The following is a 19,875-nucleotide window of genomic DNA, read 5'->3' on the forward strand; positions in this document are numbered from 1 at the left end:
GACCTGGACACCCCATGGACCTCCGCTACACCGACGAAGAACTCGCCTTCCGCGACGAGGTGCGCGCCTTCTTCGCGACGGCGCTGCCGCCCGAGATCCGCCGCAAGTGCGAGCTCGGCCAGCGCATCGGCAAGGACGAGATGAAGCGCTGGGTGCGCATCCTGCACGACCGTGGCTGGGCCACGCCGTCGTGGGCGCCCGAATGGGGCGGCACCGGCTGGGACGCGGTCAGGCAGTACATCTTCAAGGAAGAGCTCGCGATGGCACCGGCGCCCGAGCCGATCTCCTTCAACATGAACATGATCGGGCCGACGCTGATTGCCTTCGGCAGCGAGGAACAGAAGCGCCGCTTCCTGCCCCGCATCGCGCGCATGGACTATTGGTTCTGCCAGGGCTTCTCGGAGCCGGGTGCGGGCTCGGACCTGGCGGCACTGCGCACCAGCGCGGTCCGCGACGGCGACCACTACCTCGTCAACGGCCAGAAGCTGTGGACCTCGACCGCGCACCATGCCGACTGGTGCTTCCTGCTTGTGCGCACCGACCCGGCAGCGAAGAAGCAGCAGGGCATCACCTACCTGCTGATGGACATGCGTTCGCCGGGCGTCTCGGTGCGGCCGATCGTGACGATCGACGGACACCACGAGACCAACGAGATGTTCCTCGACAACGTGCGGATCCCGGTGGCGAACCGCGTCGGCGAAGAGAACAAGGGCTGGGACTACGCCAAGTACCTGCTCGGTCACGAGCGCAGCGGCATTGCCCGCGTGGGCGTCTCGAAGTTCCGGGTGCGCCGCGCCAGGCAGCTGGCCGCGCAGGTGCTGCAGGGCGGCCGGCCGCTGATCGAGGACGAGCGCTTCCAGGAGCGCGTCGCCGAGATTGAGGTCGAGCTGAAGGCGCTCGAGATCACGCAGATGCGGCTGATCGCCGAAACGGCCAAGCGCCCCAACGGCAAGCCCGACCCCAAGTCCTCGATCCTGAAGATGAAGGGCTCGCAGCTGCAACAGGCGGCGGCCGAGCTGCTGCTGGAGGTTGCGGGACTGCATGCGCTGGAGTTCGACCCCGGCTTCGTCGCCGGCCGGCCTGACGCGGCCGAGGAGGCCGACGACTGGGCGCTCACGATCGCCGCCAACCACTACTGGGCGCGGCACGTGTCGATCGTCGGCGGCTCGAACGAGATCCAGCGCAACATCCTCGCCAAGACCGTGCTCGGGCTCTGACCAACCATGGATTTCGACCTCACCGATGAGCAGCGCATGCTGCAGGACAGCCTGCAGCGGCTTTTGGCCGAACGCTGCGGCTTCGAACAGCGCCTCGCCTGCCGCGACGAGCCCGCCGGCTACAGCCGCGAGTTGTGGTCACGCTATGCCGAGATGGGCCTGCTCGGCCTGCCCTTCGCCGAAGGCGACGGCGGCCTCGGCGGCGGCCCCGTCGAGACCCTGATCGTGATGCAGGCCCTCGGCCGTGCGCTCGCGCTCGAGCCCTACCTCCCGACAGTGGTGCTGTGTGGCGCCTTGCTGCGCCAGGCCGGCTCGGCCGCGCAGCGGGATGCGCAGGTGGGCGCGATCGTCGCCGGCGAGCGCACGCTGGCCTTCGCCTCTGCCGAAGCCCAGTCGCGCTACGACCTGGCCGACGTGGCGACGCGGGCCGAGCGCGAGGGCGACGGCTGGCGGCTCTGCGGCACGAAACGGTTCGTGCTGGCCGGCGACAGCGCCGACCTGCTGATCGTCTCGGCCCGCACAAACGGCGACTCGCGCGAGTGCGACGGCGTGTCGCTGTTTCTCGTCGACCCGGGCGCCGCCGGCGTCACGCGCCGCGGCTACCGCACGCAGGACCACCAGCGCGCCGCCGACATCTGCTTCGATGCAGCGCACGTGGGTGCCGACGCCTTGCTCGGCCCCGAGGGCGCCGCACTGCCGCTGATCGAGCACGCGATCGATACCGCCACGGCCGCGCTGTGCGCCGAAGCGGTCGGCGCGATGGAGCGGGTGCACGAGATCACCGTCGAGTACCTGAAGGTGCGCAAGCAGTTCGGCGTCGCCATCGGCAGCTTCCAGGCGCTGCAGCACCGTGCGGTAGACATGCTGGTCGCCGTCGAGCAGGCGCGCAGCATGGCCTTCTATGCAGCGATGATGTGCGGCGAGCCCGACCCCGCAGCGCGCGGCCGCGCGATCTCCGCCGCCAAGGTGCAGATCAACAAGAGCGCGCGCTTCGTCGGGCAGGAGGCGATCCAGCTGCACGGCGGCATCGGCATGACCGAGGAATGCCAGGCCGGACACTACTTCCGGCGGCTGTCGGTGATCGAGATGCTGTTCGGCGACACCGCACACCATCTGCGGCGGGTGGCGGCCGCAGGCGCAATGAGCTAGGCCGCTCGCGCCTCGATGCCGCCGACCACGCCAGACGCCTTCGCCGCGACTTCCTTGACCGCGGCCTTCAGCTGATCGAGCTCGTTGCGGAAGCGATCCGACGGTCCGGCAATGTTCAGCGAGGCGACACAGTTGCCGTCACCGTCGAACACCGGCGCGGCCACGGCGGCCAGCCCGACCATGTAATTGTCCACCGAGGTCGACACGCCTTCGGCGCGGATCCGGTCGAGCTCGCGCGAGAGCGACGCGCGCGTGAGCGGAATCGCCGTCCTGACCTTGAACTGCACCGACGACAGGTAGGCATCGCGCCAACGCTTCTCGGTATAGGCGAGCAGCAGCCGCCCGGCGGAGCTGGCATAGAGCGGCCGCGTGGTCCCCACCGGAATTTGGTAGCGCACCGGGTGCGGGCTGTCGATGATCTCGACGTAGGTCAGCACCTCTGCATCGCGGTTCAGCACACCCAGCAGCACGGATTCGCCGGTGCGCTGGCAGAGCTCCTCCATGAACGGCCGGATCATCTTCGGGAAATTCCAGGCCGACATCACGCTCGCGGCCAGCCGGAAGATCGAAGGCCCCAGCCGGTACTGACCGGCGCTGTGGATCAGGTAGCCCTCCGCGACCAGCGGGCGCAGCAGGTTCAGCAGGCTGCTTTTCGGGGACTCCAGCGTGACGTTGAGCTCGGCCAGCGACATGCCGTCGGGCGTCATCGACAACACGTCGAACAGGCCGAGCAGTCGCGTGAGCGAGCGTGGGCCGGTGACATCGCGATCCGCGGGCAGGCTTGTGTTGTTGTCTTCGACGATTTTCTTGGTGGCCATTGAATCCCCGTGCAGGCTGGACGGGCCGCTCAGTTCGGTCGGGCCCGTCAGGCTGGCAATGCTACCCGAGCTCGGTTCCATCGCAGCCTCTACAGCGCCCCGGTCAGCTCGGGGACGGCCTGGAACAGGTCGGCCACGAGGCCGTAATCCGCCACGCCGAAGATCGGCGCCTCCGGATCCTTGTTGATCGCGACGATGACCCTGCTGTCCTTCATGCCCGCCAGATGCTGGATCGCCCCCGAGATGCCGACCGCGACATACAGCTGCGGCGCGACGATCTTGCCGGTCTGGCCCACCTGGCAGTCGTTCGGCGCATAGCCGGCGTCGACGGCGGCGCGCGACGCGCCCACCGCGGCCCCGAGCTTGTCGGCCAGCCGGTCGAGCAGATGGAAGTTCTCGCTGCTTCCCATGCCGCGGCCGCCGGAGACGACCATGCGCGCCGCGGTCAGCTCGGGCCGCTCGGAGACCGTCAGCGCCTGGCCGACGAAGCGCGACGTTTCGCTGGCCGGCCCGGCCGGCACCGGCACGAGCGTCGCCGCACCGCCGCTGCCTGCCGCGTCGAAGGCCGCGCCGCGCACGGTGAGGACCTTGATCGCATCCAGCGCCTTCACGGTGGCCATTGCATTGCCTGCATAGATCGGACGCACGAAGGTGTCCGGCGCGATCACTTCGGTGATGTCGGAGATCTGCGCCACGTCGAGCAAGGCGGCCACGCGCGGCATCACGTTCTTGCCGGCCGAGGTGGCGCCGGCGAGCACATGGCTGTAGTCGCGCGCCAGCGCCGCGACCAGCTCCGCGAGGCTTTCAGCGAGCGGATGCGCATAGGCGGCGGCATCGGCCACCAGCACTTTCGAGACGCCGGCGATCGCCGCGGCCTCCCGGGCCGCACCGTCGCAATGGTGGCCGGCGACGAGCAGGTGCACCTCGCCGCCGATCTGCGTCGCGGCCGTCACGGCCGCCCGGGTGGCGCCCTTGATCGCGCCGTGCTCATGTTCCGCGAGGATCAGGATCGCCATCTCAGAGTACCTTTGCTTCGGACTTCAGCCTGGCGATCAGCGTCGCCACATCGCCCACCTTGACGCCGCCGGCCCGCTGCCTCGGCTCGCTGACCTTCAGCACCTGCGTGCGCGGCGCGAGGTCGACGCCGAGCGTCGATGCGGCGATCGTCTCGAGCGGCTTCTTCTTCGCCTTCATGATGTTCGGCAGGGTCGCGTAGCGCGGTGAATTCAGGCGCAGGTCGACCGTGACGACCGCCGGCAGTTTCAGCGCCAGCGTCTCGAGCCCGCCGTCGACCTCGCGCGTGACTTCGACGCCGTCGCCGCCGACGACCACCTTCGATGCGAAGGTCGCCTGCGGCCGGCGCAGCAGCGCGGCGAGCATCTGGCCGGTCTGCCCGGCGTCGTCGTCGATCGCCTGCTTGCCGAGGAAGACCAGCTGCGGCTGCTCCTTGTCGACCAGCGCCTTCAGCAGCTTGGCGACGTGCAGCGGCTCAAGCGCGTCCGAGGTCTCGACCAGGATGCCGCGATCGGCGCCCAGCGCCATCGCGGTGCGCAAGCTTTCCTGGCAGGCCGGCACGCCGATGCTCGCGACAACGACCTCGGTGACGACCCCCGCCTCCTTCAGGCGGACGGCCTCCTCCACCGCGATCTCGTCGAAGGGGTTCATCGACATCTTGACCCCGGCCAGATCGACGCCGGTGCCATCGGACTTGACGCGTGCCTTGACGTTGTAGTCGATCACGCGCTTGACTGCGACCAATGCCTTCATGCCCGGATCCTCCTCACACCGGATCCCACGGCGTCAGCTTCATCGACGGCACGTTGTCGAAGAAGCTGGCCTCGAAGGCCGGCATCGCCTCGTCGGCGATCATCTCGGGCGTCCAGCCGCCGCCGCGGTGCATCGAGCGGATCATGCGGATCTGGCTGAAGAAATAGATCTCGTTGGCGCGCACACCGAAGATCTGCCCCGAGACCTTCTCGGCGCGGTCGCTGGCGAGGTACACCGCGAGGGGAGCGATCTTGGCGCTCTCCATCTTCTTCAGCTTTTCCACGCGCGCCTTCTCCTCCGGCGTGTCGGCCGGGATGCCGGCCGTCATCGCCGTCCACGCCCACGGCGCGATGCAGTTGGACCGGACCTTGAACCGCGCCATGTCGAGCGCGATCGACTTCGACAGGCCCACGATGCCCATCTTTGCGGCCGAGTAGTTGCCCTGGCCGAGGTTGCCGATCAGCCCCGAGGTCGAGGTCATGTGCACGTAGCTGCCGCTCTCCTGGCTCTTGAAATGCGGCGCCGCCGCGCGCGTCATGTAGAAGGAGCCGTTCAGGTGCACGTCGATGACGGCCTGCCACTCCTCCTTGCTCATGTTGAAGATGAAGCGGTCGCGCACGATGCCGGCGTTGTTGACGATGCAGTCGATGCGGCCGAAGCTGTCGAGCGCGGCCTGCACGATCTTGTGAGCCGAATCCCACTCGGCCACGCTCTCCACCGCCGCCACCGCCTGCCCGCCCGATTCCCTGATCTCGGCGACCACCGATTCGGCCAGCGCCTGGCCGCTTTGCTTGTCGCGCGCGAGGTCGTTGACCACCACCTTCGCGCCGTGCGCGGCGAACGCCTTCGCGAAGTCGCGCCCGATGCCGGCACCGGCGCCGGTCACCACCACGACCTTGTCTTGAATCATGCCCATCCGCTTGCTCCTTGAGTTCGATGTCTAGTCGCCGCTGAAATCGGGCGTGCGCTTGCCGCGGAAGGCAGCGACGGCTTCGGCGTGGTCGCGCGTCTGGTTCGACAGCAACTCGTAGGCCATGCCGGCGTCCATCACCGAAGCGGCGATCTGCTTGAGCCCGATGTTGATCGTGGCCTTGGTCCACTGGATCGCGCGCCGCGCGCCGCCGGCCAGGCGCTGGGCCCAGGCGTCGACGGCCGCATCCAGTTCCTCGGCCGGCAAGGCGAAGTTGACGAGCCCGATCGCGGCCGCCTCCTCGCCGGTGATTGCGTCGCCGGTCAGCAGGTATTGCTTGGCTCGCGCATAGCCGACGAGCTGCGGCCAGATGACCGCGCCGCCGTCGCCAGCGACGAAGCCGACCTTCACGTGCGGATCGGCGATCTTCGCGTGATTGGCGGCGAAGATGGTGTCGCAGAACAGCGCCAGCGTCGCGCCCAGGCCCATCGCGGCGCCATTCACCTTGGCGATCACCGGCTGCGGCACGTCGAGCAGCCCCATCACGAGGCGCTTGGCCATCGTCGCATCCGGCACCATCAGCGACGGGCGGTCGATCAGGCGCTGCATCTGCTCGACGTCGCCGCCGGCGCTGAAGGCCTTGCCGGCGCCGGTCAGCACGACGACGTGCGTCGCATCGTCGCGAGGCAGTTCGCCGAACAGGCGCTCGAGCTCGTCGTGCATCGCGGTGTCGAACGCGTTCAGCGCCTCCGGGCGGTTGAAGGCCACATGAAGCACGCGCCCGTCGCGGCGCAGAGCGAGGCTGCGGTAATGGTCGAGGTTCACGATGCCGTCTCCAGTTGCGCCTCGACGAAACGCCCGAGGTGCCAGTCGCCGTCGCCGTACAGCGTCGTCAGCGCCAACAACCGCTTGTAGTAATGGCCGATCGGGTACTCGTCGGTGAGCCCGATGCCGCCGTGCAACTGGATGCCCTGCCCGCCGACGAAGCGGGCGGACGATGCCAGCAGCACCTTCGCGGCCGAGACCGCCTGCCGCCGCGCCGCCGGCGCGCCATCGAGGCTGGCGATGCCGCGGTACAGGATCGATCGCGTCTCCTGGACCTCGACGAACATCTCCGACATCCGGTGCTGCAGCGCCTGGAAGCGGCCGATCGGCTGGCCGAACTGCTGGCGCGTCTTCAGGTACTCGCTGCTCGTCTCGAGCACCGCCTCCATGCAGCCCAGCGCCTCGGCCACCTGCGCGAGTGCGGCGCGATCGAGCGCCTCTTCGAGTGTCGCGAGGCCGGCCCCGGGCGCCGTGAGGCGCGCGTCGGCGGCAACGAAGACCGAGCGCAGCTCCAGGTCGGCGGCCAGCGTGCCGTCGATCAGCGGATAGCCGTGCAGCGTGGCCGCGCTCCTGTCAACCAAGAACAGCGCGAGCCCTTCGTCGGCGACTCGCGCCGACACGATGAAATGGTCCGCGCCGAGTGCGCCCGGGATCATCAGCTTGGTGCCCTCGATCACGAAACCTTCGCCCTCGGCGCGCGCCGTGGTCGACGCCGCGTCCAGCTCGTAGCGGCTGGCCGGCTCGCTGTGCGCGAGCGCGATCTGCAGCGCACCGCCGGCGATGGCTTCGAGCAGCTCGACGCGCCGATGCGCCGCGAACACCGGCGCATCGGCGGTCTCGACCAGTCGGGCCGCCAGCACCGCGCAGCCGATGAAGGGCTCGAGCGCCAGCGCGCGGCCGAGCTCCTCGGCCACCAGGGCTGTCTCGACGAAGCTGCAGCCCAGGCCGCCGAAGGCCTCCGGGATGCCGAGGCCGAGCCAGCCCATCTCGGCGTACTGCGCCCAGTGCGGCGTCGATGCGCTGCCGGCCGCCTGCAGCCGGCGCCGCGCCTCGAAGCCGTACTGCTCGCGCACGTAGCGGTTCGCGGCATCGCGCAGCATCTGCTGCTCTTCGCTCAGGTTGAAGTCCATTTACCCGTTCCTGCCTGCGTCCTGCCTACAGCCCGAAGGCGAGCTTGGCGATGATGTTCTTCTGGATCTCCTGCGATCCGCCGTAGATCGTCGACGCGCGCGTAATCAGCGCCTGCGCGGTGCGGCCGGGCACCTGCGGCGGCCAGCGCAGCGCCTCGTCGCTATCGATCGCTTCGCCTTCGCCGTGACCCCACTGGCGCAGCGCATGCAGGCCCAGCGCTTCCACCTGCAGTTCGGTCACGCGCTGCTGCAGCGCCGAGCCGCGCAGCTTCAGCGCCGACACCACCGCGTCGAGGTTGTGGCGGTTCTTCTCCTGCGACAGCACGCGCAGCACCGAGTATTCGAGCGCGAGCAGCTCGACCTCGACGCGCGCGAGCTTGCGCGCGAACTCGGGGCGCTCGATCAGGCGCTGGCCATTCACGCGCTGCACCGTGGCGATCTCGCGCGCCTTCTCGAGCTCGCGCTTGTTGAAGTAGAGGAAGGCGCTCGCGGTGCGCTCCTTGCCGAGCAGGTACTTGGCATAGGTCCAGCCCATGCCCGCCTCGCCGACCAGGTTCTCGCAGGGAACCCGCACGTTGTCGAGGAACACCTCGTTGAGCCCGAGGCCGCCTTCGATCGAGACGATCGGCCGCACCGTCAGGCCCGGCGTGTCCATCCTGATCAGCAGGAACGAGATGCCGCGCTGCGGCTTCACGTCGGGGTCGGTGCGCACCAGGAAGAAGCCCCACTCGGCCATGGAGGCATCGCTGGTCCAGATCTTCTGGCCGTTGACGACGTAGTCGTCGCCGACCCGCTCGGCCCGCGTCTTCAGGCTCGCGAGGTCCGAGCCGGCGTTGGGCTCGGAAAAGCCCTGGGTCCAGAACTCGTCGCCGGCCAGCATCGGCGGCAGGAAGCGCCGCTTCTGCGCCTGCGACGCAAACGCGAGCATCACCGGCGCGACCATGTGCAGCCCCTGCCAGCTGTAGTCGAGCCCGTCGGCGTCGTACAGCTCCTGCATGAACAGGTGCTTGCGAAGCGGACTCCAGTCGGTGCCGCCCCATTCGACCGGCCAGTGCGGCGCGCCCCAGCCGCGGCCGTGCATCAGCTTCTGGAACGCCCGCACGTCGTCGCGCGCCGGCGGATGCGCGCCGATGTAGAAGCGGCGCGCCATCGGCCGCGGCAGGTTGTCGCGAAAGAACGCGCGAACCTCCAGCCTGAAGGCCTCGTCCTCGGGAGAAAACTCGAAGCGCATGGACAGTGTCGTTCCTTGTTGGTCAAATATACGAACGTTGTTCGTTTAGTTTAACGCCATGCAACGGACTGTCAATGCTTCGTCGCGTGCGCAGAGCACGCGCGCGGGCGGCGGATCCATGAACAGCTCGGCCACCGCGGCGGCGCGGCGGCGCAGCACCACGACCGGACTGAGCGAGGCCTTGGCGGTCATCTCGCCGCTGTCGAGCGTGGCCGGCTCGGTCTCGACGACGATGCGCAGCACGCGGTTCGAGCTGCCGGTGGCGCCGCCCGCCAGCGCATCCAGCCGCTGCTGGAAGGCCGCTCGAACGAGCGGGCTCGCGACGACCTCGCTCGCCGGCGCATCGGCCGCGAGAGCCGCGTCGAGCGCACGGCACGCCGCCAGATCGGGGAACACCAGCGCGCCGACATGGTCCTCGCCGCTGCCGGCGATGACCAGGTCCTGCACGAGCGGCGAGAGCCCAGCCAGCGCGGTGGAGCGCAGCGGCCCCGCATGGACCCAGGTGCCGCTGGAGAGCTTGAAGTTCTCGGCGATCCGGCCATCGAAGCGCAGCCCGCGCTCGGGATGCGCGGGGTCGACGAAGCTCGCCGCGTCGCCGAGGCAGAAGTAGCCTTCGTCGTCGAAGGCAGCAGCGCTGCGCTCGGCATCGTTCCAGTAGCCGGGCGTCACGCAGTCGCCGCGCACGCGCAGCTCGAGCTTGTCGTTCACCGGTGCGAGCTTCAGCTCGACGCCGGCCACCGGCAGGCCGACGATCGCCTCGCGGCGCGGATCCCAGCCCGTCGTCAGCGGCACCGGCCCGCATTCGGTGGAGCCGATGCCCGAGACGATCAGCACCCTCTCGCCGCAGTGCTTCACCGCCACTTCGTCGAGACCGGCCCAGATGTGCGCAGGCAGCACGGCACCGCCGTAATACAGCAGCTGCAGCCGCTCGTAGAAGCGCGCGCGCAGCTGCACGTCGTCACGCAGGTGCGGCAGCAAGGCGGCCAGGCCCCCCGGCGTGTTGTAGTAGATCGTCGGCGATACCTCGCGCAACGCGTCGACGCTGGGCTGCACCGCCTCGGCCATCGGCTTGCCGGGGTCCAGGTAGTAAGACCCGCCGCAGTACAGCGCGATGCCGAGGTTGTTGGTGCCGCCGAAGGTGTGGTGCCACGGCAGCCAGTCGACCAGCACCGGCGGCTCGTCGAGCAGGAAGGGCATCGCCTGCACGACCTGCTGGCGGTTGCTGCAGAGCATGCGCTGCGTCAGCATCACGCCCTTCGGCTCGCCGGTGGTGCCGGAGGTGAACATCAGCTTGGCCACCTGCTCGGGCCGGATCGCATCGTAGGCTGCGTCGACTGCGTTCCCCGGCGCGGCGCCCTGCAGCATGGAGAACGGCGTGGCGCCGCCGCTGTCCTCGCTGGCGACGAACTCCGACTCGGGGAAGGCCTCGCGCGCGGCACGCCCGTAGGCCGCGGCGCTGGACGCATAGACCAGCCCGGGGCGCACGCGCTCGTTCAGGAGCTTCAGCTTCGCGTGGTCCTGCGACAGCAGCGAGTACGCCGGCGTCACCGGCACGTACGGAATGCCGACGTGCGTGCAGGCCAGCGCCAGCAGCTGGTTGTCGAAGTCGTTCTCCGACAGGATCATCACCGGCCTCTCGGCGCCGAGGCCGCGGTCCAGCAGCGACTGGCCGATCGCCCTCACCTTGCGCAGCGTGTCGGCGAAGGACAGGGTCTCCCAGGCGCCGGTCTGCGGACCGTGCGGCGGTCGGCGCGCGAGGAACACGTGCTCCGGCCGTTCGAGGGCCCACTGGACCAGCCGGTCGGTGTAGCGCCTCGGATAGCGCTGCAGGGGCTCGGCGAGGCGCATTCGAATGTTGCCGTCCGAATCGTGCGCCACCTCGCAGGCGCTCGGGCCGAGCCGCACCGGACGGATCGGTGCGTCGAACCAGGGATCGCGCTGGTGCATGGAATGCGTCTCCTGAAGCAGGGCCGTCGATGCGACGGCATAGTCATGTTTTTTGAACATCGTACTACAATCCGAACAGCAGAGACAAGCCAAACGCGCCATGACCGACCTCCTCTACGAACGCTCCGACGACGGCATCGCCACGCTGACGCTGAACCGGCCCGATGCACTGAACGCCTTCAGCTTCCCGATGTACGAGGCGCTGATCGCGCAACTCGAGGCACTTCGGCACGACGCCGGCACGCGCGTGCTGATCGTCACCGGCGCCGGTCGCGCGTTCTGCGCCGGCCATGACCTACGCTCGCCCGGACCGGCGCCGTGGGTCGACCCGGCGCTCGGCAAGCCCTATGTGGCGAAGCACTCGATCACGCGCATCGCGCAGATCCCACTCTTGATGCGCCAGTTGCCGCAGCCGGTGATCGCCGCGGTGAACGGCGCTGCGGCGGGCATTGGCTTCGCGTTCGCGCTGGCGGCCGACCTGTGCCTCGCCGCGCAATCGGCCAAGTTCGTCAACTCGATCCACAACGCCGGCACCGGACACGAGCTCGGCATGAGCTGGATGCTGCCGCGTGCGGTCGGCACCCAGCGCGCCGCAGAGATCCTGCTGACGGCGCGCCCGGTGCTGGCCGATGAGGCGGCGCGCATCGGCCTGGCGCTGCGCGTGGTGCCGGACGAACGTCTGCTGGCAGAAGCGCGCGAGCTCGCCGTGGCGATCTGTGCCAACGTGCCGCTCGGCGTCTGGCTCACCAAGCAATCGTTGTGGCTGAACCAGGGCGTCGCGAGCCTGGAGGCGGCGTGCGAGATCGAATCGCGCGCGGTGTTCCAGGCCCAGGCCACCGAAGACGCCGCGGAGAAGCGCCAGGCCTACTTCGAGAAGCGCGCTCCGCGCTTCGGCAATCGATGAACCATTCTTCGACGGACATCCCGGCCGGCTTCGAGCCCATGCCGGCCTTCGGCCCGTTCCACGAGCTGGTCGGGCCGTTGTACGTGGCACGGCGCGACGCCATCCACATCGTCGGCCTGCGAGTCGAGGACAAGCATCGCAACCGCGGCGCAATGATGCACGGCGGCATGATCTGCATGCTGGCCGATACCGCGATCGTCTGGGCCGCCAAGCATGCGCGCGAGCCGAGACCGAAGATGCTGACGACCAACCTCTCGGTCAACCTGATCGGCAACGCGGCACCCGGCGCCTGGGTGGAAGCCCAGGTCGATGTCGTGCGCGCCGGGCGGCGCGTCGTGTTCGCCAACTGCTATATCTGGAGCCAGGGGCAGCGCATCGCACAGGCCACCGCGCAGTGCCAGGTCATCGGGGAGGAAACGACATGAGACCGATACGCCCCGCGCCGCAAGATCGCACTGCTCTGAGCGCCCCCTAAAGCATCCCGCGATCCTTCGCCGTCTTCACGTCGTCGCCGACCAGCCCGCGCTCGCGCAGCACGGCCACCGTCGCCTCCAGCGCTTCGGCCACGCACGGAAAGCCGCAGTACGGAATCGCCTGGATCAGCGCCTCCTGCAGCTCGGTCACCGTCAGGCCGTTGTTCAGCGCCGCGCGCACGTGGTTCTTCAGCTCGTTGGGCTTGCCCATGCCGACGAGGATGCCGATCGTGACGAGGCTGCGCTCCTTGCGCTCCAGGCCCGGGCGCGACCAGACGGCGCCGAACGCCGACTCGAGCGCGATCGTCGCGGCGTCCGCCGCGAAGCCTCCGGAGCTCGCCGCCGAAAGCATCCCGTCGAGGAAGACCTCTCCGAGCATCTCGCGCACGAGGTTCACGCCCCGCCGGTAGTTGGGGCTTTGGTCGTCTTCGCTGCTCATCGAATGGGTCTCCGGGTGGTTGGGTATGCGCTTGCGGCGAGGATTCGGGTAAACCCGCTTGGTGGGACGCCCGGGTCATCGCATACAGTGAACTCCGTTCTATTTTACGAACATTGTTCCACAATATGCAAGCTACGGAATCTCTGGCGAGAGGGCCCCTCACCTCGCCCGACGCACGCGAGCTGGAGACCTCGAACCACCTGCTGGGCGACCGTGCCGCACTCGATGCCGCCTGGGAGCGCAAGGGCTACTGGTTCTTCCGCGATGTGCTGGACCACGGCGCGGTCGCGCGCCTGCGCGCCGTCTACATGCAACTGCTCGGCGAGTACGGCGTGGCCGACCCGGCGGACCCCCAGGCCCGCCACACCGGCGCGAGCCTCGAGGGCTTCCCCTTCCGGATGGATCCGCTGTCGAAACGCAAGGCCTGGCAGCCCTTCGTGCGCGAGCCGGCGATCCACGCCTTCTTCCGGCGCCTGCTGGAGGACGAGCCCTTCTGGATCCCAACCGTCGAATACCGTGCCACGCCGCCAGCCGCCGACCGCGCGCGTTCGCGCCTCGACTTCGTGCACCAGGACGGCTTCTACAACAAGGGCATTCCATTCCGGATCTGCTGGATCCCGCTCGCCGAGATCGATGACCAAGTCGGCGGCCTGATCCTCGGCGAAGGCCTGCACCGCGGACCGATCCTGCACGACACCAAGCAGCCGCCGCTCTATCCGATTCCCGACGGCGCAGTGCCGGCCGGCCGCTGGCGCCGCGCCACCTACCGGCCGGGCGACGTGCTGCTGATGGACCTGAACACGCCGCACACCGGCCTCGCGAACCATTCCGACCGCTTTCGCCTGTCGATGGACATCCGCGTGATGGGCGCGAACGAGAACCCGCCGATGGTCGGCCGCCTCATCGCTGTCGAGCCGCAGATGGTCGTCCTCGAAGGCGATGACGGGCGCGGCGGGCGTTTCATCATCGACGAGGCGACCTATTGCCGCGGCCTCGACGGCAAGCAGGTCCCGTTGGCCGACGTCGGCAAGCACTTTCACGTCGGCGACGAAGTGATCCTCGCGGCCCGGGACGGGCGCGCGACGATCATGCGCCCGATCCACTAGGGCCTGTTAACGCCATGCAAGGGGTCGCGAAGCTCGCCACAGCCCGCCCATCAAGGCGCGCGACGCCGTGCGTGCATGCGCACGCACAAGGAGCGCAACGCCGAGGGGCGGGCTGTGGCAAGCTTCCCGAAGGGTTGCCCCGCAAAGGGGCCGTCTGCGGCGTTGCCCGCGCTTGCAAGGCGAAAAGCCTTGCTGCGCGCGGGCGCCTTGCATCCAGCCCCTTTGCGGGGCAACGCGACCCCTTGCATGGCGTTAACAGGCCCTAGCACCATGCCACGACCTTCCCGCCACTTGCAGCGACTGGCCGGCAAGGTCGCGATCGTCACCGGCGCCGGCTCGCAGGGCGATGGCGTCGGGACGGGCAAGGCGATGGCCTATGTTTTTGCGCGCGAAGGCGCGCGCGTCGCGCTGGTGGACCTGGACGCAGAGCGCGCCGAGATCACGCGCCGCATGATCGCCGGCGACGGTGGCGACGCCTTCGTCTGCGCCGCCGACGTCACCGAGGTGGACGGCTGCCGCCGCGTCGTCGCGGCGACGCTCGAACGCTACGGCCGCCTCGACGTGCTGGTGAACAACGTCGGCCTCGGTGGCGGCGGCGGCCGCCTCGAGGCGCTGCCCGACGGGCTGTGGCAGCGCGTGCTCGACGTCAATCTGAAGAGCGCGGTGCTGATGACGCAGCAGGCGATCACGCATCTGGTCGCCTCGCGCGGCAACGTGGTCAACATCGCGTCCACCGCCGGCCTGCGTGCCCACGGCGGCGCGGCCTATGGGCCGTCGAAGGCTGCCGTCGTGGCGTTCTCGCGCGAGCTCGCGGTGATGTACGGCCGCGACGGCGTGCGCGCGAACACGATCGCGCCGGGCCATCTGTTCACCCCGCTGGTCGAGCAGTTCATCGACGCCGCCGGCCGCGAGCGCCGCCGCCGCATCGCACCGCTGGGCATCGAAGGCGACGCGTGGGATGTCGCTGCCGCCGCGCTGTTCCTCGCAAGCGAAGAGGCTCGCTTCATCACCGGTGCCTGCCTGCCGGTGGACGGCGGCGTCGGCGAAGTGGCGGCGCTCGCCGCCCTGGAAATGATCGCGGCCGAGGACGATGCGACGGCGGCCCTGACAGGAGACAAGTCATGAACAAGTGGCTGAAGAGCAGCGACACCATTCTTTTCAGCGTCGACGAGCGGGTGGCGCGCATCACGCTGAACCGGCCGGACAAGCGCAACGCGCTGTCCGACACCATGCTCAGCGAGCTCGAGCAGGCGCTGCTCGAAGCCGACGACCGGCGCGACGTGAACGTGGTAGTTATCGACGGCGCTGGGCGCGACTTCTGCGCCGGCTATGACCTGGCCGGCGCCTACGCCGGCGTCGCACCCGAGAACATGCCCTACGACCCGGCGCTGTACCGCAGCCAGCGCAGCGGCTTCGACGACGACTGCTGGGCGCTCGAACGCACGCTCGAGCAGCGCATGCGCATCTTCGACCTGCACAAGCCGGTGATCGCGAAGATCCACGGCAACTGCCTGGCCGGCGGCACCGACCTCGCCTTCCTGTGCGACCTGGTGCTGGCGGCCGAGGACGCGCGCATCGGCTTTCCGGCGACACGCGCGAACGGCACGCCGCCGACGCAGTTCTGGCTCGCGCATGCCGGTCCGCAATGGGCCAAGCGGCTGATGTTCACCGGTGACTGCATCACCGGGCTCGATGCGGCGCGGCTCGGCCTGGTGATGGAGGCCGTGCCGGCCGACCGGCTCGAGACCGAGGTCGCGGAACTCGCGCGCCGCATCGCGCTGACCGACGTCGACCTGCTCGCCGCGCACAAGCGGGTGGTCAACCTCGGCATGGAGCTGATGCATGTGCGCACGCTGCAGCGGCTCACCGCCGAGCTCGACGCGCGCGCGCACCTGGCCAACGGGCCGCGGCGCACGCAGTTCAAGGCCGACATGGCGTCGGGCGGGCTGAAGCAGGCGCTGAAGAACCGCGACGAGCCGTATGGAGACAGCGTCGTCCGCCTGAAGGCCCGCGGCCCAGACTCCTAGAGCCGTCCCGTCACCGGCAGCCCGACCCCGGTCACCGCGCGCGCCGCATCCGACAGCAGGAACCCCACCACCTCGGCGATCGCCTGCGGCGTCACCCAGCGCGAGGTGTCGGCATCGGGCATGTCCTTGCGGTTGGCCGGCGTGTCGATGATGCCCGGCAGGATCGCGTTGACGGTCATGCCGCGATCCTTGGTTTCATCGGACAGCGCCTCGGTGAGGCGCAGCACGCCGGCCTTGGAGGCCGCATAGGCGCCCATTCCCGCAGCCGCCTTGCCCGCGGCCCCGGCGCCGATGTTGACGACCCGGCCCGCTCGTTCCAGCAGGTGCGGCAACGCCGCCTTGCAGGCGTGGAGCGCCGTCTTCAGGTTGATCGTGTGCATGCGGTCCCAGGTGGCCGGGTCGCCGTCTGCGATCGTCTCCCAGCTGAAGCCGCCGGCGATGTTGACCAGTGCATCGACACCACCGAAGCGCTCGGCCACGCGCGCAACCGCCGCCCGCGCCGCGTCGAATCGCGACAGGTCTGTGCCGGGCAGCAGGAGGTGCGACGCTTCGAACGCCTGCGCGAATTCGGCCGGCGCGACCGGCGACGCATCGAGCAGCGCCAGCCGCGTCCCCTGCCCCGCCAGCGTGCGCACCACCGCCTGGCCCAGCGCGCCGAACGCGCCGGTCACGATCACCACCTTGTCCTGCATCGTCAGCATCCCAACGGTTTCAAGCGAGCTCGACGACGCCGTTGTTCAGCACCACGGTCTTGCGCGCATCGACGCTGGCGCGCAAGCGCAGCAAGGTCGCGCCGTCGCGCCAGATTTCGTAGCGCACGGCCTCGCCCGGCCAGACCGGCGAGGTGAAGCGCAGCGCCAGGCGCTTGAGCCGCGCCGCATCGTGGTCGAGCACCTGCTCGATCACCGCGCGCGCGGCCATGCCGTAGGTGCACAACCCGTGCAGGATCGGGCGGTCGAAGCCGGCCTTGGCCGCCACGTCGGGATCGGCATGCAGCGGGTTCACGTCGCCGCTCAGGCGGTAGATCAGCGCCGACTCGGGCCGCGTGGCGTAGCTCAGCTCGAAATCGGCGGCGCGCTCCGGCACCGCAGGCAGCGGCTCGGGGCCGGGATCGCTCCTGCCGCCGTGGGCGCTGAAGCCGCCGTCGCCGCGCAGGAAGGTCACATTGCGGCTCTCGGCCACCGTGTCGCCGCTGGCCTCGTCGACCAGCGTGCGCAGCACCACCGCGACCGCCCCCTTGCCGACGCCCTTGTCGGTCAGCGAGACGACGCGGTTGCGCGCGATCACGCAGCCCTTGGCCGGCAGCGGGCGCAGCAGCCGCACGTCCTGCTCGCCGTGCACCAGCTTGACGGCATCGGCGCCTGTCTTGGGGTCGCGCCACCAGATGCCGGGCGAGCCCATCACTGCGGCCATGGTCGGGACCGCCTGCAGCTCCTTCTCGTAGACGAAGCGCAGTGCGCCGCGATCCATCGGATCGTGGCCGTAGCCCAGGCCCAGCGCGTACAGCATCGTGTCGCGCTCGCTGTAGCGGTGCACGATGTCGGGAAAGGTCCAGTTCTTGCAAATTTCGTAGTCGAGCATTTCCGATTCCGATGCCTAGAGCGTGTCTTCGCTGCCGAGGAGCACGAGCGCCTGGTGCGACAGCTCGCCGCCGTTGCCCTGCGCGATCGCGAGCTTCGCGCCCGGCACCTGCCGCTCGCCGGCATCGCCCGCGAGCTGGCGCGCCGCCTCGACGATCGTGAACAGGCCATACATGCCCGGGTGCACGCAGGACAGGCCGCCGCCGTTGGTGTTGACCGCCAGTTCCCCGCCCGGCGCGATGCGGCCGCCTTCGACATAACGGCCGCCTTCGCCCTTCTCGCAGAAGCCGAGATCCTCGAGGAACAGGATCGGGTTGATCGTGAACGCGTCGTACAGCTCGACGACATCGATGTCCTTCGGGCCGACGCCGGCCTGGGCATAGGCGCGCGGGCCGGCCTCGGCGAGCCCGGTGACGGTCAGGTCCGGCATGCTCGCGATCTCGCGGTGCGTGGTGGATTGCGCGCCGCCGAGCAGATACACCGGCCGTCGGCACAGGTCCCGCGCACGGTCCGCGCGCGTCATCACCACCGCGGCCGCGCCGTCGGTCACGAGGCAGCAGTCGCGCACGCCGAAGGGGTCGGCGACCAGGCGCGCCTTCAGGTAGTCGTCCATCGTCAGCGGCTCGCGCACGAAAGCCTCGGGGTTCAACGCAGCCCATTGGCGCGCGGCCACGGCGACGGCGCCGAGCTGCTCCTTGGTCGTTCCGTATTGGTGCATGTGGCGTGCCGCGGCGAGCGCATACGAGGAGATCGGGCGCAGCGGCTTGTACGGCGACTCCCACGGCGAGGGCCGTGACGATTGCAGGAGCTTGCCCGTGCTGCTGCGCTGGTTGCTGCCGTAGGCGATCAGCGCCACGTCGCACAACCCGGCGTCGAGCGCCAGCGCTGCGAGCATCGCATGCACCTGGAACGACGAGCCGCCGGTGCGGTTGTTGTCGAGGAATCGCGGATGAATGCCGAGCGTCTCGGCGAACGTGAGGCCGGAGAGCGAGTCGTCCATGACGACGACGAACAGGCCATCGACGTCCGACGGCTTCAATCCGGCCTGCGCCAGCGCCAGCACGCTCGCCTGGTGCGCCAGCTCCATCGCGCTGTAGCCCGGCGAAGCGCCGCAGCCGAAGGTGGCGGCGCCGACGATCGCGGTCCGGCCGCGGGGAAAGCGTTCCTGCATCGCTCAGGCCCCCACCGGTTCGAAGACGACCAGCGGATGGTCTTCTTCAATGATGATCCTGGCGCGCACCGCCATGCCGATCTTCACCGCCTCGGGCGCGATGCCGTCGACGCGGCTCATCATGCGCGGGCCCTCGGCGAGATCGATCAGCGCGAGGTTGGCGTTCGGTGCCGGCGGCTTGCCGCGGATCACCGTCGTCGAGTAGACGGTGGCGCGGCCCGAGGCCTCGACCCACTCGAGGTCGGTCGCGCCGGTGCCCGGCTCGGCCATGCGCGGGTAGTACACATAGCCGCCGGTGCTGCGGCTCTTCTGGATCATGAAGCGCCCGGAAGCCAGGTGCTCGAAGAATTCCTTCTCGGGGTTCATCGGGGTCCTCGCTTGTCAGCCATGCATGGTCAGGCCGCCGCTGACGGAGACCACCTGGCCGGTCATGAAGTCGGTGGCCGGCGTCGAGAGATAGACGATGGTGTGCGCGATCTCGATCGGCTGCGCCAGCCGCTTCAGCGGAATCGCCTTGATCAGCGCGTCGCGCAGCTTGCCCTCGGGAATCGTGCCGTTGAACAGCGGCGTGTCGGTCGGCCCCGGGGCGACGCAGTTGCAGGTGATGCCCGAGCGCGCCGTCTCGCGCGCCAGCGACTTGGTGAACGCGATCACCGCGCCCTTGGTGCCGGCATAGAAGGTCTCGCCCATGCTGCCGACGCGGCCGGCGTCGCTCGCCACCATCACGATCTTGCCTTGGCGCCGCTCGATCATGTGCGGCAGGAAGCGGTGGATCATGCGCACCGGGCCGATGTAGTTGACCTGCGCGAGCAGGTCCCACACCTCGGGCGTGTTCTCGAGGAAGGGCATCACGCGGTCGAGGCCGGCGACGTTGGCGATGATGTCCGGCGCGCCGCCGATCTGCGCCACGGCGGCGTCGACGAAGGCGTCGATGGTCGCTGCATCGCCCAGGTCCAGCTCGATGAACTCGCCGCAACCGCCGCCGGCGCGGATCTGCGCAATGGTCGCCTCGCCATCGGCCACGTTCCTGTCGCCGGCGTAGACGGTGGCGCCGGCACTGGCGAATTGCAGCGCGGCGGCGCGTCCGATGCCGGAGGCGCAGCCGGTGATGACGACGCTCTTGCCGGCCAGGTCGGTAACGGCACGCCACGAGGTGTCGGGGGTCTCGGTCATGAATCGGT

21 protein-coding genes are annotated in these 19,875 nt (G+C 69.4%); 7 read left to right on the top strand and 14 right to left on the bottom strand.

The features are described 5' to 3' along the window. The first annotated feature begins 14 nt into the window (after positions 1-14). Both ACSQ9A_RS15545 and ACSQ9A_RS15550 read left to right on the top strand, forming a co-directional pair. A complete protein-coding gene (locus ACSQ9A_RS15545; protein ID WP_436295464.1) occupies positions 15-1,217 on the top strand; it encodes an acyl-CoA dehydrogenase family protein in 1,203 nt (400 codons plus the stop codon). 6 nt (positions 1,218-1,223) lie between these two features. After that, positions 1,224-2,366 carry an acyl-CoA dehydrogenase family protein gene (locus ACSQ9A_RS15550; RefSeq protein ID WP_093103478.1) on the top strand — a complete coding sequence of 381 codons (1,143 nt, stop codon included), beginning with the start codon at positions 1,224-1,226 and terminating at the stop codon, positions 2,364-2,366. Here the strand turns inward: ACSQ9A_RS15550 and ACSQ9A_RS15555 are convergent. The 8 genes from ACSQ9A_RS15555 to ACSQ9A_RS15590 form a co-directional block, all read right to left on the bottom strand. Then, positions 2,363-3,184 carry an IclR family transcriptional regulator gene (locus tag ACSQ9A_RS15555; RefSeq protein WP_436295465.1) on the bottom strand — a complete coding sequence of 274 codons (822 nt, stop codon included), beginning with the start codon at positions 3,182-3,184 and terminating at the stop codon, positions 2,363-2,365. The two genes, ACSQ9A_RS15550 and ACSQ9A_RS15555, sit on opposite strands and share 4 nt — an antisense overlap. Before the next feature lie 89 nt (positions 3,185-3,273). Then, positions 3,274-4,200 carry an electron transfer flavoprotein subunit alpha/FixB family protein gene (locus tag ACSQ9A_RS15560; RefSeq protein WP_436304257.1) on the bottom strand — a complete coding sequence of 309 codons (927 nt, stop codon included), beginning with the start codon at positions 4,198-4,200 and terminating at the stop codon, positions 3,274-3,276. Between the two features lies 1 nt (position 4,201). After that, positions 4,202-4,951, bottom strand: coding sequence for an electron transfer flavoprotein subunit beta/FixA family protein (locus ACSQ9A_RS15565; protein WP_436295467.1), 750 nt, complete (start codon positions 4,949-4,951; stop codon positions 4,202-4,204). 13 nt (positions 4,952-4,964) lie between these two features. Next, positions 4,965-5,867, bottom strand: coding sequence for an SDR family NAD(P)-dependent oxidoreductase (locus ACSQ9A_RS15570; protein ID WP_436304258.1), 903 nt, complete (start codon positions 5,865-5,867; stop codon positions 4,965-4,967). Positions 5,868-5,891: 24 nt separating this feature from the next. Continuing rightward, positions 5,892-6,686: an enoyl-CoA hydratase/isomerase family protein gene (locus ACSQ9A_RS15575; protein WP_436304259.1), complete on the bottom strand. Its 795-nt coding sequence runs from the start codon at positions 6,684-6,686 to the stop codon at positions 5,892-5,894. Further along, positions 6,683-7,816 (bottom strand): acyl-CoA dehydrogenase family protein, encoded by a 1,134-nt coding sequence (locus ACSQ9A_RS15580; protein WP_436304260.1) that lies wholly within the window; start codon positions 7,814-7,816, stop codon positions 6,683-6,685. Before ACSQ9A_RS15580 ends, ACSQ9A_RS15575 begins: the two co-directional genes overlap by 4 nt. Positions 7,817-7,841: 25 nt before the next feature. Beyond that, a complete protein-coding gene (locus ACSQ9A_RS15585) occupies positions 7,842-9,047 on the bottom strand; it encodes an acyl-CoA dehydrogenase family protein (protein WP_436304261.1) in 1,206 nt (401 codons plus the stop codon). Between the two features lie 45 nt (positions 9,048-9,092). Then, complete coding sequence (locus ACSQ9A_RS15590; protein WP_436304262.1) at positions 9,093-11,054, bottom strand: feruloyl-CoA synthase; 1,962 nt, start codon at positions 11,052-11,054, stop codon at positions 9,093-9,095. A gap of 40 nt (positions 11,055-11,094) precedes the next feature. On the opposite strand from ACSQ9A_RS15590, the gene ACSQ9A_RS15595 reads away from it, so the two are divergent. After that, positions 11,095-11,898 (top strand): enoyl-CoA hydratase/isomerase family protein, encoded by an 804-nt coding sequence (locus ACSQ9A_RS15595; RefSeq protein ID WP_436295473.1) that lies wholly within the window; start codon positions 11,095-11,097, stop codon positions 11,896-11,898. After that, complete coding sequence (locus ACSQ9A_RS15600) at positions 11,895-12,323, top strand: PaaI family thioesterase (RefSeq protein WP_436304263.1); 429 nt, start codon at positions 11,895-11,897, stop codon at positions 12,321-12,323. The genes ACSQ9A_RS15595 and ACSQ9A_RS15600 overlap by 4 nt, the downstream gene beginning before the upstream one ends. Before the next feature lie 46 nt (positions 12,324-12,369). Here ACSQ9A_RS15600 and ACSQ9A_RS15605 read toward each other — a convergent pair whose 3' ends face one another. Then, on the bottom strand, positions 12,370-12,810 hold the full coding sequence (locus ACSQ9A_RS15605) for a carboxymuconolactone decarboxylase family protein (protein WP_436304264.1): 441 nt from the start codon (positions 12,808-12,810) through the stop codon (positions 12,370-12,372). A gap of 125 nt (positions 12,811-12,935) precedes the next feature. Between ACSQ9A_RS15605 and ACSQ9A_RS15610 the strand changes: the two genes are divergently transcribed. The 3 genes from ACSQ9A_RS15610 to ACSQ9A_RS15620 all read left to right on the top strand — a co-directional run bounded on the left by ACSQ9A_RS15610 (position 12,936) and on the right by ACSQ9A_RS15620 (position 15,943). Further along, complete coding sequence (locus ACSQ9A_RS15610; protein WP_436304265.1) at positions 12,936-13,916, top strand: phytanoyl-CoA dioxygenase family protein; 981 nt, start codon at positions 12,936-12,938, stop codon at positions 13,914-13,916. Positions 13,917-14,186: 270 nt separating this feature from the next. Further along, positions 14,187-15,041, top strand: coding sequence for an SDR family NAD(P)-dependent oxidoreductase (locus tag ACSQ9A_RS15615; protein WP_436304266.1), 855 nt, complete (start codon positions 14,187-14,189; stop codon positions 15,039-15,041). Beyond that, on the top strand, positions 15,038-15,943 hold the full coding sequence (locus ACSQ9A_RS15620; RefSeq protein ID WP_436304267.1) for a crotonase/enoyl-CoA hydratase family protein: 906 nt from the start codon (positions 15,038-15,040) through the stop codon (positions 15,941-15,943). Before ACSQ9A_RS15615 ends, ACSQ9A_RS15620 begins: the two co-directional genes overlap by 4 nt. Here ACSQ9A_RS15620 and ACSQ9A_RS15625 read toward each other — a convergent pair. From ACSQ9A_RS15625 to ACSQ9A_RS15645, 5 genes are read right to left on the bottom strand one after another with little or no spacing between them, the layout of a single operon-like run. Continuing rightward, a complete protein-coding gene (locus ACSQ9A_RS15625) occupies positions 15,940-16,644 on the bottom strand; it encodes an SDR family NAD(P)-dependent oxidoreductase (protein WP_436295479.1) in 705 nt (234 codons plus the stop codon). The two genes, ACSQ9A_RS15620 and ACSQ9A_RS15625, sit on opposite strands and share 4 nt — an antisense overlap. 10 nt (positions 16,645-16,654) lie before the next feature. After that, positions 16,655-17,524 carry a MaoC/PaaZ C-terminal domain-containing protein gene (locus ACSQ9A_RS15630; protein WP_436304268.1) on the bottom strand — a complete coding sequence of 290 codons (870 nt, stop codon included), beginning with the start codon at positions 17,522-17,524 and terminating at the stop codon, positions 16,655-16,657. Positions 17,525-17,539: 15 nt separating this feature from the next. Beyond that, the gene (locus tag ACSQ9A_RS15635) at positions 17,540-18,694 is read right to left on the bottom strand and encodes a thiolase (protein WP_436304269.1); all 1,155 of its coding nucleotides are present in this window, start codon (positions 18,692-18,694) and stop codon (positions 17,540-17,542) included. A gap of 3 nt (positions 18,695-18,697) precedes the next feature. Beyond that, a complete protein-coding gene (locus tag ACSQ9A_RS15640; protein ID WP_436295483.1) occupies positions 18,698-19,060 on the bottom strand; it encodes a Zn-ribbon domain-containing OB-fold protein in 363 nt (120 codons plus the stop codon). Between the two features lie 15 nt (positions 19,061-19,075). Then, on the bottom strand, positions 19,076-19,867 hold the full coding sequence (locus tag ACSQ9A_RS15645; RefSeq protein WP_436304270.1) for an SDR family NAD(P)-dependent oxidoreductase: 792 nt from the start codon (positions 19,865-19,867) through the stop codon (positions 19,076-19,078). Positions 19,868-19,875: the final 8 nt, after the last annotated feature.

The sequence above is a fragment of the Variovorax sp. LjRoot290 genome, from assembly GCF_964253985.1.
Taxonomy (GTDB): Bacteria; Pseudomonadota; Gammaproteobacteria; order Burkholderiales; family Burkholderiaceae_C; genus Variovorax.

Excerpts from the sequence above, each read along its gene's own strand:
- ACSQ9A_RS15610 (WP_436304265.1), top strand. The coding sequence starts at position 12,936 with ATGCAAGCTACGGAATCTCTGGCGAGAGGGCCCCTCACCTCGCCCGAC.
- ACSQ9A_RS15570 (WP_436304258.1), bottom strand. The coding sequence starts at position 5,867 with ATGGGCATGATTCAAGACAAGGTCGTGGTGGTGACCGGCGCCGGTGCC.
- ACSQ9A_RS15565 (WP_436295467.1), bottom strand. The coding sequence starts at position 4,951 with ATGAAGGCATTGGTCGCAGTCAAGCGCGTGATCGACTACAACGTCAAG.
- ACSQ9A_RS15585 (WP_436304261.1), bottom strand. The coding sequence starts at position 9,047 with ATGCGCTTCGAGTTTTCTCCCGAGGACGAGGCCTTCAGGCTGGAGGTT.
- ACSQ9A_RS15580 (WP_436304260.1), bottom strand. The coding sequence starts at position 7,816 with ATGGACTTCAACCTGAGCGAAGAGCAGCAGATGCTGCGCGATGCCGCG.
- ACSQ9A_RS15615 (WP_436304266.1), top strand. The coding sequence starts at position 14,187 with ATGCCACGACCTTCCCGCCACTTGCAGCGACTGGCCGGCAAGGTCGCG.
- ACSQ9A_RS15560 (WP_436304257.1), bottom strand. The coding sequence starts at position 4,200 with ATGGCGATCCTGATCCTCGCGGAACATGAGCACGGCGCGATCAAGGGC.
- ACSQ9A_RS15600 (WP_436304263.1), top strand. The coding sequence starts at position 11,895 with ATGAACCATTCTTCGACGGACATCCCGGCCGGCTTCGAGCCCATGCCG.
- ACSQ9A_RS15595 (WP_436295473.1), top strand. The coding sequence starts at position 11,095 with ATGACCGACCTCCTCTACGAACGCTCCGACGACGGCATCGCCACGCTG.
- ACSQ9A_RS15640 (WP_436295483.1), bottom strand. The coding sequence starts at position 19,060 with ATGAACCCCGAGAAGGAATTCTTCGAGCACCTGGCTTCCGGGCGCTTC.
- ACSQ9A_RS15590 (WP_436304262.1), bottom strand. The coding sequence starts at position 11,054 with ATGTTCAAAAAACATGACTATGCCGTCGCATCGACGGCCCTGCTTCAG.
- ACSQ9A_RS15620 (WP_436304267.1), top strand. The coding sequence starts at position 15,038 with ATGAACAAGTGGCTGAAGAGCAGCGACACCATTCTTTTCAGCGTCGAC.
- ACSQ9A_RS15635 (WP_436304269.1), bottom strand. The coding sequence starts at position 18,694 with ATGCAGGAACGCTTTCCCCGCGGCCGGACCGCGATCGTCGGCGCCGCC.
- ACSQ9A_RS15605 (WP_436304264.1), bottom strand. The coding sequence starts at position 12,810 with ATGAGCAGCGAAGACGACCAAAGCCCCAACTACCGGCGGGGCGTGAAC.
- ACSQ9A_RS15645 (WP_436304270.1), bottom strand. The coding sequence starts at position 19,867 with ATGACCGAGACCCCCGACACCTCGTGGCGTGCCGTTACCGACCTGGCC.
- ACSQ9A_RS15545 (WP_436295464.1), top strand. The coding sequence starts at position 15 with ATGGACCTCCGCTACACCGACGAAGAACTCGCCTTCCGCGACGAGGTG.
- ACSQ9A_RS15625 (WP_436295479.1), bottom strand. The coding sequence starts at position 16,644 with ATGCTGACGATGCAGGACAAGGTGGTGATCGTGACCGGCGCGTTCGGC.
- ACSQ9A_RS15630 (WP_436304268.1), bottom strand. The coding sequence starts at position 17,524 with ATGCTCGACTACGAAATTTGCAAGAACTGGACCTTTCCCGACATCGTG.
- ACSQ9A_RS15555 (WP_436295465.1), bottom strand. The coding sequence starts at position 3,184 with ATGGCCACCAAGAAAATCGTCGAAGACAACAACACAAGCCTGCCCGCG.
- ACSQ9A_RS15550 (WP_093103478.1), top strand. The coding sequence starts at position 1,224 with ATGGATTTCGACCTCACCGATGAGCAGCGCATGCTGCAGGACAGCCTG.